This is a genomic window from Paenibacillus sp. Y930, from assembly GCF_056786375.1.
In genome coordinates, this window is the sequence record NZ_JBXCIX010000001.1 from 193,427 (window position 1) to 210,350 (window position 16,924).

Below are 16,924 nucleotides of genomic sequence, written 5' to 3' on the forward strand. Positions count from 1 at the left end.
TATGATCGAAAGCTGCTATTCATGCTTCATTGGTGCGTTATTCATGCTTATAGTTAGTCCCGCTCATAGATGGAACCACTACGACTCGCAAATAATTCGGTATATACTTTCTCGGCGTAATGATCAGTCATTCCTGCAATATAGTCGGTAATTAATTTTTCCCACGGCCATTCTTGTTCTTGACGATCATAAGATTCTATCCAATCTGGCGGAAGAATAAGTCTTCCAGCAGCTTCATCCTCTAAGCTTTCCCAAAGCTTATGCAGCATATTTTCACTACGCTTTTGGAGGCGCTGTACACGAAAATCTTTGATCATCGTTACCCATGCTAGCTTCTTCAATATTTCCATCGTCCGGAGTGTATAGACATCCTCGACGCCATCCTTAACAAACGTTACTTTCTTCCAACCAATCGTATGCGGATCATCAATTATGCCTACGAGCGAAGCAAAGTGATTCACCCATTGTGCCTTCATCTCACGGCGGGAACGAGAAACTTCTCGACCATACTTGTCATAAATTCGTTTCCACTGCAAGTAGTATTCATCCAGAACATCGCTAACCATTTGACGAATATCGATATTAGCCCAATGGAATGCCGACATACTCGCAGGATCATTTACAATTTCTAGTACAACATTATCAATTAATCTTGCATCTAACAAAAAGTCTTCAGTTAATTGAATTTTCCCTGCTCGGATACCATCCTCAATATCATGCGTCGAATAGGCGATATCATCACATAGATCCATCAATTGCGCTTCAAGAGTACGGCATCCTTCAGGAATTTTCCATAAGTCTCGTAAGTAAGAAATACCTGCCCACTCCGCTTTGTATACTCCTTTTTGCTTACCGTTCTCGCCAATCAGATAAGGATATTTATTAATAGCGAGTAGTGCCGCAGCCGTTAGATCAAGTCCTTTATCGCTACCTGCTCGTTTCTCCAGAAACATTAGAATGCGAAAGTTCTGAGCATTACCTTCATATTGTGTCCCATACTTTGCTTGTAAAAGCTCATTCAACACTTCCTCACCTTTATGTCCGAACGGAGGATGACCAAGATCATGAGCAAGTGATGCTATTTCTACTACCTCTGGAACGAGCTTTAATCCTGGATGAATATCTTGATTGAGGAACGGATATAATTTACCCAATTTCCGCGAAACTTCACGCGCAATTTGCGATACTTCGATAGAATGGGTTAAACGAGTACGATAATAATCACCCGAACCAGCGCCAAAAACTTGCGATTTCCCTTGTAAGCGACGAAAAGCTGGAGATTGAATTAATCTTGCATAATCTTTTTCGTACTCTTCACGATCTTCACTAGATTTAATATGATCGACATCATTCAGACGATATTTACGAATACTTTTCATTGCTGTCCCTCCTTCTCTTGTTGTACAACAATTGTTATTTTACGATGACACTTCTGTGATCTAACATTATAGCTTAAAATTGGATGTCTATGATCGTAATGGTGGATCGCATATGCTATTACAACTTCGATCAGTGAATAATCAGCTCTCTATCTTCGTTTTCCAAGCGCTAAGCTCCGCATCCATTTTCTCGATAAATGTATCTTTCACCGATTTTTCTAAAAACACAGCATGTACAGCATTATATTGAAGCTGCAGTAGTTGTTCTAATGATAGTGATAATTTCTGCTGAAGCGTCCACAATTCTTTAGTCAGATTCGTATTCGAGACCGTAAGATTATCCGTATTGACCGTAACTATGATGCCTGCATCCAAGTATTGTACTAGCGGATATTGCTCCCAACTCTCAATGGCTTTCGTCTGTAAATTACTTATCGGACAAAATTCAAGTGGTATATGTAGATTGTTAATGTCATTAAATATATGCGAGTCTTCTTGTAAGCGAACGCCATGTCCAATACGCGATGCACCCAACTCATGAACAGATACATCAATATTTTGAGCGCCTCCAGCTTCTCCCGCATGAATCGTTATAGGGAGGTTAAGCTGCACCGCTCTAGCAAAAATATCACGATAGAGCGCTGGTGGATAAAGTGCCTCCGCCCCTGCAAGATCAACCGCAACGAGACCTTTGCCGATAAATGTGGCTGCTTCCTCAATTACCTCCATATTTTGCTCGGCACTATGACCTCGCAAGCAAATACCAATACAGCGTGCGACAACGCCAAACTGTTGTTCACCACGTTGTAGCCCAGCGATGACATGTCGATATGTATCAGCTACCGTTAACCCTTTGTTAACATGTAATTGCGGTGCAAAGCGCACTTCAACATATCGAACATTTTGCTCTGCACATTGCTGGAGAATTTCATACGCGATTCGTTCGAGTGCTTCGGCAGATTGAGTGAATGGTAACACAAAATCAAAAGTGCTTAAATATTGATTCAAATCTTCACATTGTTCAGGAACAGTCATATAGGATCGGAGCTCGGATATATCCGTCGTTGGCAATGACATATTCTGCTCGGCAGCTAATTCAATTAATGTTGCAGGCAATATGCTTCCATCAAGATGAAGATGGAGTTCTACTTTCGGCATTTGTTGTAATTGTTCATATGTTAATGTCATTGTTCACAGCTCACTTTCATTACGAATTAGATGATCAATACTATTTTTGTTAGCTAATATAACACGAAATGGCATGGAATACTATGGGGATACAACCATGATGTTACTTTCGTTAGGTTTCTACAACGAGCCATAAACTATTCTTTTCTACATATATACCAAAACTTAATATATAATGTATATATAGGAAAATAAGGAGGTAATATCATGTTGAGAATATTAAAATTTATATTTAGGTCAATTGCTCTTATTTTGGTAATATACAATCTAATCGTTCTTATTTTTTACTATGATAATAAAACCACATTTAAATTTGAAACAATTCCTTTTATGATTTTCTTCACGGGATTGTTCTACTTAGTCACAGGTTTTTCTGAACTCCAGTCAGAAAGAAAGAGAAATGCTTATATGTATTTTATTTTATCAGTAGGTTACATTTCCCTTTCAATTTACAGCTATCCTGTCTACTCCTAACGAGTTTCCGTAGAATCAAAAGCAAATCAAGTCAAGGACTACAACGTGGTATTATCCCCTTCAAGTAAACAATATAAAAAAACCGTTCAAATGTAGTCTTATCACCACATTTGAACGGTTTACTCATACTATTGATTATTGCCCTAGAACGACTGGACCATGCCAGCCAAGATTGCCATCACTTACATTTGTCACATCAAAACCTTGCAAACGCATAAATTCACATACACGTCCACTACGAGCTCCGCTACGACAGATAAAGATGACTTCACCTTCAACTGTATGAACCTCATCGGCACGCGCATTGAATTCGGATAATGGAATAAGACGAGCTTGCTCGATATGTCCTGCTTCCCATTCATCTGGTTCTCTAACATCTATAAGGTTAATCAATTCTCCCGCTTCAAGTTTCGCTTGTAATTCATCTGCTGTAATTTCATTCAACATACTTTTAAGTTCATCCTCTCAATACAATATTAGCTTATGATCAAATTTTACATAACGTAAGCGTCGATGTCCAATCTTTTGTGAACGGTATATACTTGATCATCTCATCAATCCATTACTTCTTGCGATTTTTCGCAGCTAATAGTCGATTCATATGATCTGTTCTTGACTGCTCCTTGGTCGCTTGATCTACAATTTTGCTTTGTTCTACCTTGCTTTGATCAACTTGATTGCTATTGGTAGCATTATTGGAAATTGGCGATGTAGATAGATCCGGCCGCTTATTGACCTTAATATCTTCGCTATTTTCCCTCGTTAATTTAGCAGTCGACACCTTAGTAGCATTGTGCTCAACATTCGAAGTCGTATGAACGGAATCGCGTTTCGCAGCACTAGAATCTGTAGCCTGCTGCTTATTAGTCTTCGGCTCATCATCCCAAGTTGACTGCTGCCCTTGACTTGTCTCCTTCATACTCGCATACCATTGCTCTTTGGAACTTTTTCGTTCCGATAGACGAGACATCGTCTCACTTTTCGTCGCTTGCAGCACCGATTGTGTCTTGCGTTGTATTTGAACAATAGCTAATCCACGATTGAACCAAAGCTTCCAAGGCAATGATAAGCGACGGTAACCAATATCAACTAGCCATAATAAGAGAATGATCATCAGAAGCATTTTATTCCAATCGATAATCTGCTTCACTTGTGTCGGTTCAAATTGGAATACATCAGCAGCATCCTCCGGAGATAGAACACGTCCTCCTGTAAGTTCTGCTAATGCTGTCAAAGACTCTACTCCAATCGTTGAATCCATATTCAATTGGTATTCTGCTGAGTAAGGAACGACAAAGCCAGTCGTCACACCATTTTGAATCGTATTGCTGCCATCAACTGAGGTTAATTCACCAATTTGCGTGAAGTAAACACCACTTGCTAATACGCCGGAATCGACCTCATACTGACCATTGCTTACAGGAATAAGTGGATACACCTGTTCACTTTCTCCATCGCGTACAACTATGCCTAGATCACCGCGAGACAAGCCATCATGACCAGTAACAAGTAATGAATCACTGTTACTACCATCAATCGTATAAGGCGCAGACACGAATTGCGGATAGGTCCATTTCACCCATTCAACAAATACATTGGGAAACTCACTCCAATTAATCCATGAGCTAGCCCATTCTCCATTGACATCAGTCGTCAGCGCAACCGTTTTTCCTGCACCGACATTCCATCTTGCTAGCAGTGGATCTTCCATATGAGTATATAAAGATACTTCAGCCAAATCTTTCGCACTTGTTGCTACGTATGCATCTACTTCTGGAACACCATTACGCCATAGTTGACTCCACGACCCAGCGTGACCAATAATCGGTTCAAATGTTTTGTCTACAATATAAGAACGTGTCATTAACGCTGTCTCTCTACTGAAAATAGCAGGGAGCGTAGATTGATCCTCCGTATAATAATAACGACCACCCGCATTAGTCGCCAAGCTTTCTAATAGTTGCGTAGCTGAATCACTACCAACTGCGACGGTAGATAATGTCATCATATTGCTAAGCATATCGTCTGTTAATTGCTTATAGTTATCGTTCGTTCCCGACTGTCCATCAGTAAGTAGAATAATATGTTTACGTTCACTATTAAGCGTCAGCATTTCTTGATACGCTGACTGAAGTGCAGGATAAATACTTGTACCACCTGCAGCGTTAATCGAACTTATCGACGAAATAATATCTTCCTTCTCGCTTACTTTCGTTGGAGATACAACCCAAGTTGGCATATCATCAAAGGCAATAACACCTACCGTATCCTCAGGACGCAGCAGCTCAACCGTACGAATTGCTGCTTCTTTCGCTAATTCAAGCTTATCGCCACTCATACTCCCTGAATGGTCGATTACTAGAATAAGACCTAACTTCGGTAGTTGTCGCTTACCGGTTAGCTCCATATCGACTGGTAAAATCCGCTCAATGGGCGTATCAAAGTATCCACCTAACCCGTAGCTGTTACTACCACCAAGCATCATAAAGCCAACACCATAGTTTCTTACAGCTGTTTCGATATATTCCATTTTAGTTTGCGGTAAATCAACCGCATTTACATTATTGAAAATAATGCTGTCATATTGTACGTATTCCGCTAGCTCATAGCTTAACTCATCGACAATAATCGTTCGATAACCAATATACGAAGCGGATAAAGCATTTTCAATATTAATAGAGCTGCCTTGTTTTCCTTCGACAATGAGTACGCCAGCAGGGCCATCTACTCTACTTAGACCATATGCCGTATTATTAATCGGTTCATGATCATTCGATGTTTGTACTACTGCACGATATTGATGTAACCCCGCTTCTGTCGCAAGCTGATCCAGCAAAAACGTATTCTCACCTTGTAGTAGTGACACATCATATTGATTCATCAATTCGTCATCTTCATAAATGTACAATACCGCATTCGTAGCTGACGTACTGTCAAGGGAGATCGATAGTTGATACTTCTCTCCAGCTTTAAGCTGACCGGGTACTTTGAAGGCAGATATGGCAACATCTTGCTCTTGCTGTGATGCTAGCGCAACGACATCAACTGCAATATTCAATGATTGCAATAACTGTGCTTCCCGCAGCATATTGCCGTTCGTTTCATTCCCATCACTTATTAGAACGATGCGACCGCCACCTTGCTGGCTTAACATTCCACTTGCTTGACGCAATGCATTAGATATTTGCGTGCCATCTTCGGCTACCGTCGTCCGAAATTGAGTTAACGATTGTAATGGCGTTAACGTTCGATCGATGGCAATGCCATTAGCAAAGGAAAGAATAGCTTGATAACTCTTATCATCCCCTGCAGCAATGGCATCATTAACAACGCTCCGTGCGATATCGTTATTACTAATTGAAGCAGAGCGGTCAACTGCAAACACAATATTTTTACGATCACTACTACGGTAAGGCATAATTTCTGCAATCAAACAAACAATCAGTAATAATATTAATGAGCGCACTGCAATCGCAGTAATTTTACGAGCTCCTACTAATCGAGTTGTGAATCTAATCATGAACCATATATACAATGGAATAAGCAACAGTAATACTAACCACCACGGCTGTTCTACATTAAAGCCCACGACGGTACACCTCCCATTCCAGCACAAGACAACCTAATAGAAGCATAGCAAGCCAAGGAATGATCGTCTGTAATCCTTTCGCTTCACCCACATCGCTTAATTGCAACTGCTCTTGTGATAGCTCCGAAAGCTGCTTATTCATAGAATAAGAGTACTCAGAAAGCTCCGCATGAACAACAGCCGTTCTCACTTGTACACGCTCATTGTTACGATCTAGCTCGACTAACTGATACACCCCTGGAATAGATGGCACTAATAAAGTTTGATCATAGCTAGTCGTATTACTTTTCTCCCGGGTGCCATTATCACTCATTGCTTGCCAATAGCTACTTGCAGTATTCGTTGATAGTGTAATAGCTGGTTCACTGCCAACTATATAATTACCCAATTGGTCAGCCGTTCCTTTAACCATATATTGCAGAGATTGCATCATCAGAATAGGAAATTCTGCACGTAATGGGAGATCCGTATCCTGCAATGAAAATGTAAACCGGATTCTAGGTTTTTGCATGTCATAGCCAGCTATAATAGCAGGTAAGCCACCATATTTCACAACGACAGTTCCGAAATTCAGCTCTGCATTCGTTAATTTCCTCATTTGCGAAATATACGTATCTTGGAAAGTAATATATTGTGTAATTTCATGATCGGTCACAATAACCTCTTGCGAAGCGGGTACTGATGAGCTTATGTCCGCTTTCTTCGGATGATCGATAATCCACAACGGTAGCTTGTCCATATAGTCACGCCAAGCGGGATCAGCTACTAATTGATCGTAGCTGCCATCTACAATGATTAATTGATAAGGATTAGACTTCGAATCTACAGGAGGCGCACTGTTTGGTGCAAGCTTAGTAATGTCAGCATTCATAAGCTGTAGCGCCTTTTCAAGAAATAGATTCCCATCAGCTATAAGGAGTACATCGTATTCAGATGGTTGTGCTAGCACTTGAAACATCAGATTATCACTCGCATTATGATCTCCAGCTGTTAGTTTTAATTCCGCTTTATAATAAGTACCTAGCGGGAGTTTATCCATTACAATCGTCGTATATTGTAAGGAACTCGCTACTTGTTGTTTCGTTACAGATGAGATAACTTTATTGTTATGATCGTATGCCGTAATCATTAAATCGAGCGACTGCCCAAAATGAAGTGGATGAGCAATCGTCACAAACCCTTCTGCTTCATCCTTGTCATCAGCATTAACTGTAAAGCTTCGAATATTCACATTACGTTGCACTTCGTCATTACCAATAATGTTCCAGTACTCTCTACTTGAACTCGCTTGACCCGCATCCTTCTGGATTGTGGTCGCCTTAAAGCTTTGATCCACATACAGACTAATGATTTGTTGTTCGTCCTCTGTAACTAAAGCTCTCGCTAACGATAATGTTGTTTCATCATCAGATACACCATAGTACGGTTGTAATTCATTAATGGCATTAACAACTTTATCAACCTGCTTTTCTCTACTTGTAATAATTTGTGGATATTCGCCATTTACAATAAGTGTAATTGGACTGCCAGCTAGCTCCGCTTTCAACCAATCTATCATTCGATCCTTAGCTAATTGGAAATAGCTCTCACCGCTCGCTGAAGTCGTCGCTACCATACTTGCCGAACGATCAAGTACAATAATGACATGTTCATCTTTCGCGATAAGCTTCTCGATAACCGGTTCCATAAGCGCAATTACGATACATAAAGCTATCAATAATTGCAGCCATAATAACAGGCGTTTCTTCAACTTTTGCCAAGGTTTGTTCGCTTCTTGTTCCTGTAGTGCTCGGCGCCATAAGATATGACTCGATATCATCCGCGGCTGATAACTCTTTTTCAAGATGTACATCGCAACAATAACGAGTAAAGAAATGCCAAACCAAGCTGATGATGCCGAAAGCCATTGCAAACAGAACCACCTCCTACTGTGATATATAATGGGAATGTCTTCTTTGATTATTTATTAACTAGTTCCGCGTTTGATCTTCTCTACATACATAAGACGCGACGATAAACATTTCTAGCGACTTGCCTCGTCTATCACGATCATCTGCACTATCGTTCGACCATCACCCTTCAGTTGGACATCACCAGCGAGTAGTTGTGAGGAACCGTCCCCATCTAGAAATATAGCCTCATCCAATTTCCCTACCGCAATTTGCTCCTTAATTGCAGTACGAAATTGTTCAGCCGTACATTTGTTAGAAGTTACGATCAGGTAGATCTCCCCAGAACTATCATAGGCCATTCCACTGCGAAGCCGATTTTCGTCTGGGTAGGGTAACGCTTCTTCTTTAACCGCTACATTATACCAATTACTATCATCTCTTAAATTCATACTGACTCCGCCCTGAGCCCAGAACATCGTACCATCTGTCATTTGCAAATCGTCGACACTTGCAGCTCGTTGCACATTAACAACCTTTAAAACTCGATCGTACACGATAGTCCCTCGTGCATACTTGGCGTTAAACCAACCTGAGCCATAATCATTAACATTTCCGTTTGTCGGCACACCATCCATAACCGCGATGCTTAGCAAGTTATTGTCCCAAAAGAATCCACCATTAATTCCGTTTATTCCTGATCGCACGACGTTGTCATTTATACTAGTAAGCGAAATGCTATTCGGTTCCGTCTGCAACACATGTAGAATAACCCCGTTGTCAGCAATTATTTGAGAGTAATTAACAGCTGCTGAACTATCGTCTTTACTTAATTGCCAAACAGTTACACTCCCCACAATTAGCATGAAAGCACATAAGTAAATCTGAAAATAACGTCTTAAAGTGGTGAATCTTTCATGTTCTTTTCCCACCACATCCATCCCATCTCACTACCTTCATTTTGGGAATTCGTTCCTTAATTTTCAAGAGAATTTTCTTTATACCACTATCTGAGTTGATTAATATGCGCCTGATTCTTGTTCTCATTCACGATCCAATCATCAAAGATCAAGCTTATCATTTCAAATTTATTAGTTACAATGTACTCTTTAGCTGCTACAACTAATGGTGAAGAGTTTTCTTTTGTAATATCTTCTAGATTAATCCACTCTGATCCGGAAGTATCATCAGATATTACTGAATTTTCAATGGACGACTCAATACTCACTTTAAGGAATATCGCTATATGTTGAACATGGGTACTTTCGCTTATGTTATATCTAACAATGAATTCTGAAGTACCGATATTGTGGTCTACATTAATGATTAATCCAGTTTCCTCTTGAAATTCACGATAAATGGCTTGAATAATTGATTCGTCAGGTTCTATAGTACCACCAGGTAAATCAAACCTATTCCTATATGGTCCTCTTGTTTTATGGACAACTAGTAATTGATTATCATGACAACAGATTCCATATACCCCCAAGTGCCGACGATACTTAGTCAATTTACATCATCCTCACTGAATCCACAGTTTCATTTACAATTCGCACCATTGCGTCCACGCCGTCGATCGGACAATGATACTCGATTCGGAAAATATGTTTATCAAACTCGTAGAAAAAAACGCCCGAAAAGACAGAATCATCTTTATATTGATTGTGATTCCCATTCAGTCCGCCTTTCGATATAGTCTCGATAAACTCACCGTTGAAAACACCATCGTGCTCTTGTTGCTCCTTAGCTACTGCTTCATTCAAAGTCGTATTGGCCATCACTCCATACGATATCGTTGCCACTATTGACAAATCTACCGACAAATCTTGCGAGAAAACGATTCTCTCTTCTTCAACAACAGGTTCCCCCATTGCAGTTGTCAACGCGAAGGTCACGCCATATGGCTCGATGGTGTATTCCGTTCCATCGGACGTCACTGGTACGTGCTCCAATAAAGTTTCCAACTTGACGGCGTTACCGACCACAATCGATAACTTCGGAGCTTCAGATGCAGGAGCACCGGACTCAAGCGAAGGTTTTTCTTCCTTAACCTCAGCATCCTCCCTATTGTTATCAACGCCCTCCGCGTCAATCACTTCATTGACTGTATCCTCATTCCCAACATTAGTTACAGGCCTATGTTGTAGCGTTTGTTCGGCTGAGTTTGTTGGCCCCATACAGCCGGCTACCACCATTACGATTACGCCAGCAAGCAGCGTCGTTACCCATCTATTTTCCATCGCTCATGTCTCCTCTTCGTCCATTAATTATTCAATAATAATCATATCCATAGACGTTGGAAACGGATGGAAAGTTTCTCCATTTGACTCTTCTTCAAAAATAGGCTTCGTTGAGCTGAATTAACCAAGCAATTTATTTGTAGCTGATCGTTTCTCCACTACTCAATAGTCCGATAAATTGCTCCATAAATGGAAGACTACTATTCATGCCATAATAGGCAATGCCGCGAGATTCGCATAGTTGCTTCAATGTTAGTTGGAATTGTGCCACACCTTGCTCATATTTACTTAAAATCGCTGGTGTAATTGCAACTTCTGTCTTGCGGTTCGTTTCAATATCGATGAGCTTCAATTCACCTTCTAAATGTGGAGTCCATTCTTCTGCATGTAAAATATGAACAAAAACAACCTCTTGACCTCTTGCTTGTAATTGACTGAGCAAGCTTTCAAGTCCTTCATCATACAATCCGTCACTAAACAGCCAAGTAACGCCTGCTCGTCTCGGTAATGACACGCCTGTTTGAAAAGCACGCATCATATCGCTCCAATCCGCTTGCATATCAGGGTCAGAAGCAGCTGAATTCATATCTACTCGTAACCCTTCACCATTTCTTCCTATAATATCAGCAATCGATTGACCATCTTCATTACGATAATGGTGTATGAGTTGACCGAGATGTTTGAATAATGTGAACTTGGCATGCTTGCCATACAACGAAGGAAGCGGATCAATCATTTCTAGTTCATTGAATAAATTAATTTGCACTCGATCTTCACATATTAATGACAAATATCCAACACTAGCAGCAAGTCGTAAAGAGAATAGCCACTTATTGCTATCTCCACGACCAAAACTACTCATTGATTTCGAGCTATCTACATATAGATTGAACGAACGTTCCTGTTCATCCCAATATTGACGAATATAAGCTTTGGACGTTCGACCGTATAAATTCCAATCAATTCTCCGCACATCATCGCCACTAACATAAGGACGGTAATCTGCAAATTCAAGAGAACTACCTAGTTGACTCGATCTCCGCTTGCCAGCTAGCATTCCTTTAACACGAGAATTAGAGCGAATAATCATCCCATCAAGCGTCGATAACCAACTCTGATCGGGAAACAATAATTGAAGTAACTGCATAGCGTCTTGTTGATGACTACCATTTCCTTGACTTTCTTGTAAGTCATTAGACATGATTATTCCTCACCTCTCACTTCATCCGATCCTTTTCCAATGAACTAATTACAGTTGCGACAATATCATCCCCAGCTATTCCTTGCGCTTGCGCCTCGTAGCTAAGTCCAATACGATGACGCAGTACTGGAGCCGCCACCGTAATTAGATCATTCCATGATACATGAGCTCTACCTTGCGATAAAGCTCTTACTCTACTTATTGCAACCAATGATTGCAGGGCACGTGGTCCCGCTCCGTATCTCACAAATTGCTTAACTTCTTGTGGAGCATCCTCTTCATGACGATGAGTTCGCATCGTAATACTAACAGCCGCATCAAGCATCTCCTCGGAAATAACGATCTGCTTAGCAAGTGCTTGTAATGCTTGTAATTGCTCGCCTGACATCACAACTTGCGCTTGTGGCGCTTTCATCCCTGTCGTTCTACGCACGATTTCTTTCAATTCATCACGATTCGGATATTCAATTCCGATTTTCAATAAAAAGCGGTCTAATTGCGCTTCTGGAAGTGGATATGTTCCTTCCTGCTCAATTGGATTTTGTGTCGCTAATACGAAAAACGGCTTAGGCAAGGCGTAGCTTTCTCCACCTGCCGTAACAGTACCTTCTTGCATAGCTTCGAGTAACGCACTTTGTGTTTTTGGTGTTGCACGGTTTATCTCATCTGCTAGCACCAAATTGCCGAAAATCGGACCTTTGCCAAATCTTTGCGACGTAATGCCTTGTACACCAAAATCTATTAATGTCGTCCCTGTAATATCTGCTGGCATTAGATCAGGTGTAAATTGTATACGAGAAAACTGTAGCGAAAGCACATCGGAAAGTGTGCGAACGAGCATCGTTTTACCTAGTCCTGGAATACCTTCTAGTAACACATGCCCACCCGCAATAACAGACCAGATTAACTGCTCGACAACCTGCTTCTGTCCTACAATAACTTTTCCGATCTCATCTTGTAGTTGTATAATTTGTTTCATTGCTTCATCTATTTGCTGCTTAGCTTCCAATTGAACCCCTCCTAAAACTTTTCATATACTTCCGACTAACTACCTCGAAAGCATAATTCCGTCCATATTCGATATTGAATATGTTATTTTGCACTTCAATATTTCGAACTTTAATCTTTTGAAATAACTTTAAATGAAGGTTCAAAAAGTGGGCTTTCGCAAGCCGAGAAGATGAAGTGCTACTTGAGAAAGGCGGAAGCGCAAATGTACGTTATTGGTACATGCGAACCGTACTTTCCAAGTTCGCTTCATATTCGATGCCGAGTAAGCTTCGATAGCATAATCATCGTTATCAAAGTCCACTTTTTGAACTTCCTCTAAGGCTGTATTGCGTCAAAGTATTGCTTTACCTTGCCTTGTACATGGTCAGGTAATGTCGTACGAGTTAAGGAGTCTTTCGCTTCTGTCTCATATTCACGAAACACTTCAGCATAATCTCCTTGAGCCCCTTCGATCGTAGGGGCTGTGCCGCCCGAGATAATATCCCCACCAGTTGTCGGTCCGCCATCAATGCTCGGCTCACTTGATCCTGCAAATTTACGCGGAGTCGTTATCGTCGAATGATTGCCAGAACCTGTTCCAGCTCCCCCACCGGTGCCACTTCCTTGACCTTGTCCTTGTCCTTGGCCTTGACCCTGTCCTTGGCCCTGTCCTTGACCTTGACCCTGACCTTGTCCTTGTCCTTGACCTTGACCTTGTCCTTGTCCTTGTCCTTGTCCTTGTCCTTGACCTTGTCCTTGTCCTTGGTTATTACCAGTAGGGGGTTGACCTTGAGATCCACTATTAGCATTATTTTGCGCGATAGCATTCGCTAATTGATCACTTATAGCTTGATTAGATGATCCAATATTTTCACTTAATGCACCCATGCCTTGTTGCATTTGCTGACTTAGCTGCGATGCTAATGCAGCTATTTGCTCCGCGGAAAGCTGCTCTGACAATTGTTCACTGAACTCATTCATCGCTTGCTCAGTCAACTCTCCACTTTGTGCTTGCTCTGCTAATTGCTGCATCGCTTCGGCAAGCTCATTATTTTGCTCTGCCAGCTGCGCCATTGCTTCTGCTAAAGCTTTAGCAGTTTCACTGTCAAGGCTTTGCATCGCTTGCTTCATGCCTTCCTCACGCTGAGCTTGAGGTTTATTGAGACTTTCATTGAATGCTTTCTGAAATTCTTCTAATTGAGGCTCATTAGCTAATGCTTGCTCTAGCTGATCAAGTTCCTCCATTTTCGCTAATGACTCTTGCTTCAGTTGCTCAAGTTCTTCCAGTGACTGTGCCAGTTCATCAGCATTTTCTAACGTTAAACCTTCCTTCATATCAAGCTCATTCAACAGTTCATCGAGCGAAGCGAGCAATTGCTCCTTCGTCGCTTCATCAATCTGGGATTGTTCTACTGTTTCTTTCATCTCGGTGATCTGCTCTTCAACCTGCTCAATCACTTTCTTATTACTTACGATTTGCTTTGCTTTATCATTTTGCATATTAGGAATTAGAGTCAATAATAATAGCACGACGATAGTTAATGACATTAAGGAAATCCATTTCCGAACATTCCAACCATACGACATTGGTAGTCTTAGCTTCAAATCTTGCTCATACTTCGTCGTTGCGTTCGTTGCTTGCTCTAAGATCACCGTTTGAAATAGATTCGGTTGTCTTGCTTCTTCCAGCTCCAAAGCAGTAATGACCGCATCCTGTCCTAGTTCAGCATCTACTAGTCTAGCAGCAGCCTTCACATTGCTCCGATGGCGCCATTTCATCGCCAGTACGATCATTATCGCTACTAGCCACAAGCCTATAGCAATCCATTCATTATATAAAATAGGTATGAACCGACTTACTATAAGCAGCAATAGCGGAAGGACGCTTCCTATCACAATACCTTTTACAAGTGAGGCAATTAGAAACACTTTATTCCATCTCGCTTGAATCCGTCTTAATAACGTAATGAGCGTAGTCATTTCTTCACTCCCCTCTATACGTAATAACAGAAATGGAGCCCCTAATTCAGACTCCATTTCTACCTAATAATAATTTCGTTCACTTCATATTCGCTGCCAAGTAACCTACGTTAGCCAATCATCGTTATCAAAGTCCGCGTCTTGAACGACCTCTAATAGGTCTGAGCTTCCTAATCGCCTGCCACAGACATACAACAAGAATAACAGTATAAATCAACATATACTCTAACCACATTGGTACATAATCATAAAAACCTTTTTGCGTTGTAGTTGTTCTATTAACCATCTCTTTAAACATTTCTGGTTCAAATATGCTAAGTAATGCACATGCCGGATTAAATGCAAGAATATGAATAATCCATTCAACAAAAGCAGGTGTATTAGTAGAGCCATTATAAATATATTCTTGTAGTGCAGTAAAGCAGATCAAAAATATGACGCCTGTCCCTGCGAACATGAACAAAACAATACCATACGTCACAATAACCGCTAGCATCGTACGTTTGAACAATGTTGAAAATAAAATTCCAAATCCACCGAATATAAGCATATTAAATAGGAAGAAACCGAACACAGCAAGTAGCTGTGAAGGTGATACTCCACCATATAGAAATACAATTCCATAGATCGGCAATGTACTAAACACGATGAGGAACATAAAACTTAAGCTAGAAACTAATTTACTAATAATAATGGATGAAGAACTTTGCTGTGTTGTTAGTAATAAGTTAAGTGTCTGTTTCTCGCGTTCTCCACTGATGACGCCAGCCGTTAGTCCAGGGGCCATAAATGCAATTAATCCTAGCTGAGCAAAACTCATCACAATAAATAGTATTTCATTATATTCGTTCGTATAAATACCTGCTCCATTAGAATCAATGCCGACAATAAAAAAGGTTGCTGTTGCAAACAAACCAATCGCAAGTAAATAACTTAGTAACGTCCACATCGATTTGGCTGAGCGCATTCTTAAGCGATATTCTTTATCAAGAACTGGATTAATAAACAACTGCTTCATATTTGCTATCATGTTACTCATTGTTCGGATGCTCCTCCTCTCGTAATAGCTAGGAATATATCTTCTAGATCTGTTTGTGCTTCATGGAACGAAACAACAGGATAGCCCGCTTCAATAATCGAACGCAGCAGATTAGTTTGATCCTCATCATTCCCGGAAAATTGCACTTGTACAGACGCTCCATCTACAAACATACCTTGTACTAGAGAATGATCACCCAAAAATGCTTTAAGTTGATCTTGACCGTTAGCTAGCTTTATTGTAATTAGACGCTTAGCCATTAATTGCTGCTGAATATTGCTAATATTACCAACCGCAATCATTTCCCCATGCTCGATAACGCCAATCTCATCAACCATCTCGGCAAGCTCAGGCAATATATGCGAGGAAATAATAATCGTCTTACCCATACTTTTCAATTCTTTCAATATTTCACGCATTTCTATACGAGCACGCGGGTCTAAGCCAGAAGCTGGCTCATCAAGAATAAGTAATTCTGGATCATGAACTAAGCTTCTTGCTAAGCAAAGTCTTTGCTTCATCCCACGCGACAATGAATCAACATAGGCCTCTCGCTTATCTGATAAATTAACTAGCTCTAGCAGCTGCGGAATAAGTGCATCTCGTTCCGGTTTCGTTAGCCCATAACTCGCACCATAGAAATGTAAGTACTCATTCGTTTTCAATTGATCGTATACACCGAAAAAGTCCGGCATATACCCTATTTTTTTTCTAACAAGATGTGGATGCTCTGTAACATCAAGCCCATCTACTTTTGCATATCCTGCTGATGGCAGCATTAAAGTAGCCAAAATCGACATCGTCGTTGATTTACCAGCTCCATTTGGACCAACAAATCCGAAGACTGTACCTTTCTTTATCGAAAGATCGATTCCTTTCAACGCTTGAAAGTTGCCGAATGATTTACTAAGACCTTTAATCTCGATCATTAACTGTTCTTGTTCATGTTCTTGTT

The 16,924-nt window shown here is 40.7% G+C and carries 14 protein-coding genes; 1 reads left to right on the forward strand and 13 read right to left on the reverse strand.

What is annotated here, in order from left to right:
- Positions 1-53 precede the first annotated feature (53 nt).
- Together AC1TO5_RS01000 and add are read right to left on the reverse strand one after the other, a co-directional pair.
- Positions 54-1,379 carry a deoxyguanosinetriphosphate triphosphohydrolase family protein gene (locus AC1TO5_RS01000; protein WP_482060923.1) on the reverse strand — a complete coding sequence of 442 codons (1,326 nt, stop codon included), beginning with the start codon at positions 1,377-1,379 and terminating at the stop codon, positions 54-56.
- A 141-nt stretch (positions 1,380-1,520) separates the two neighbouring features.
- Positions 1,521-2,567, reverse strand: coding sequence for an adenosine deaminase (gene add / locus AC1TO5_RS01005; protein ID WP_482060924.1), 1,047 nt, complete (start codon positions 2,565-2,567; stop codon positions 1,521-1,523).
- 330 nt (positions 2,568-2,897) lie between these two features.
- Between add and AC1TO5_RS01010 the strand changes: the two genes are divergently transcribed.
- A complete protein-coding gene (locus AC1TO5_RS01010; protein WP_482061793.1) occupies positions 2,898-3,041 on the forward strand; it encodes a DUF3953 domain-containing protein in 144 nt (47 codons plus the stop codon).
- A gap of 135 nt (positions 3,042-3,176) precedes the next feature.
- Here the strand turns inward: AC1TO5_RS01010 and AC1TO5_RS01015 are convergent, their stop codons facing one another.
- The 11 genes from AC1TO5_RS01015 to AC1TO5_RS01065 form a co-directional block, all read right to left on the reverse strand.
- Positions 3,177-3,488 carry a rhodanese-like domain-containing protein gene (locus tag AC1TO5_RS01015; protein ID WP_482060925.1) on the reverse strand — a complete coding sequence of 104 codons (312 nt, stop codon included), beginning with the start codon at positions 3,486-3,488 and terminating at the stop codon, positions 3,177-3,179.
- Positions 3,489-3,603: 115 nt separating this feature from the next.
- Entirely contained in the window at positions 3,604-6,630 is a 3,027-nt protein-coding gene (locus AC1TO5_RS01020; protein ID WP_482060926.1) for a VWA domain-containing protein, read from the reverse strand.
- Complete coding sequence (locus AC1TO5_RS01025; RefSeq protein WP_482060927.1) at positions 6,620-8,542, reverse strand: vWA domain-containing protein; 1,923 nt, start codon at positions 8,540-8,542, stop codon at positions 6,620-6,622. The genes AC1TO5_RS01020 and AC1TO5_RS01025 overlap by 11 nt, the downstream gene beginning before the upstream one ends.
- Before the next feature lie 111 nt (positions 8,543-8,653).
- Complete coding sequence (locus AC1TO5_RS01030) at positions 8,654-9,451, reverse strand: phosphodiester glycosidase family protein (RefSeq protein ID WP_482060928.1); 798 nt, start codon at positions 9,449-9,451, stop codon at positions 8,654-8,656.
- Positions 9,452-9,525: 74 nt separating this feature from the next.
- Complete coding sequence (locus AC1TO5_RS01035; protein ID WP_482060929.1) at positions 9,526-10,029, reverse strand: NUDIX hydrolase; 504 nt, start codon at positions 10,027-10,029, stop codon at positions 9,526-9,528.
- Between the two features lies 1 nt (position 10,030).
- Positions 10,031-10,759, reverse strand: a complete 729-nt coding sequence (locus AC1TO5_RS01040; RefSeq protein ID WP_482060930.1) for a hypothetical protein — start codon at positions 10,757-10,759, stop codon at positions 10,031-10,033.
- Between the two features lie 133 nt (positions 10,760-10,892).
- Positions 10,893-11,960 (reverse strand): DUF58 domain-containing protein, encoded by a 1,068-nt coding sequence (locus tag AC1TO5_RS01045; RefSeq protein WP_482060931.1) that lies wholly within the window; start codon positions 11,958-11,960, stop codon positions 10,893-10,895.
- 16 nt (positions 11,961-11,976) lie between these two features.
- The gene (locus AC1TO5_RS01050) at positions 11,977-12,939 is read right to left on the reverse strand and encodes an AAA family ATPase (RefSeq protein ID WP_482061794.1); all 963 of its coding nucleotides are present in this window, start codon (positions 12,937-12,939) and stop codon (positions 11,977-11,979) included.
- 347 nt (positions 12,940-13,286) lie between these two features.
- On the reverse strand, positions 13,287-14,930 hold the full coding sequence (locus AC1TO5_RS01055; protein WP_482060932.1) for a hypothetical protein: 1,644 nt from the start codon (positions 14,928-14,930) through the stop codon (positions 13,287-13,289).
- Between the two features lie 127 nt (positions 14,931-15,057).
- On the reverse strand, positions 15,058-15,969 hold the full coding sequence (locus tag AC1TO5_RS01060) for an ABC transporter permease (protein WP_482060933.1): 912 nt from the start codon (positions 15,967-15,969) through the stop codon (positions 15,058-15,060).
- The gene (locus AC1TO5_RS01065) at positions 15,966-16,898 is read right to left on the reverse strand and encodes an ABC transporter ATP-binding protein (protein WP_482061795.1); all 933 of its coding nucleotides are present in this window, start codon (positions 16,896-16,898) and stop codon (positions 15,966-15,968) included. Before AC1TO5_RS01065 ends, AC1TO5_RS01060 begins: the two co-directional genes overlap by 4 nt.
- Positions 16,899-16,924 lie beyond the last annotated feature (26 nt).

Coding starts and splice junctions, on each gene's coding strand:
- AC1TO5_RS01060 (WP_482060933.1), bottom strand. CDS start 15,969: ATGAGTAACATGATAGCAAATATGAAGCAGTTGTTTATTAATCCAGTT.
- AC1TO5_RS01040 (WP_482060930.1), bottom strand. CDS start 10,759: ATGGAAAATAGATGGGTAACGACGCTGCTTGCTGGCGTAATCGTAATG.
- AC1TO5_RS01055 (WP_482060932.1), bottom strand. CDS start 14,930: ATGACTACGCTCATTACGTTATTAAGACGGATTCAAGCGAGATGGAAT.
- add (WP_482060924.1), bottom strand. CDS start 2,567: ATGACATTAACATATGAACAATTACAACAAATGCCGAAAGTAGAACTC.
- AC1TO5_RS01050 (WP_482061794.1), bottom strand. CDS start 12,939: ATGAAACAAATTATACAACTACAAGATGAGATCGGAAAAGTTATTGTA.
- AC1TO5_RS01015 (WP_482060925.1), bottom strand. CDS start 3,488: ATGTTGAATGAAATTACAGCAGATGAATTACAAGCGAAACTTGAAGCG.
- AC1TO5_RS01010 (WP_482061793.1), top strand. CDS start 2,898: ATGATTTTCTTCACGGGATTGTTCTACTTAGTCACAGGTTTTTCTGAA.
- AC1TO5_RS01000 (WP_482060923.1), bottom strand. CDS start 1,379: ATGAAAAGTATTCGTAAATATCGTCTGAATGATGTCGATCATATTAAA.
- AC1TO5_RS01045 (WP_482060931.1), bottom strand. CDS start 11,960: ATGTCTAATGACTTACAAGAAAGTCAAGGAAATGGTAGTCATCAACAA.
- AC1TO5_RS01065 (WP_482061795.1), bottom strand. CDS start 16,898: ATGATCGAGATTAAAGGTCTTAGTAAATCATTCGGCAACTTTCAAGCG.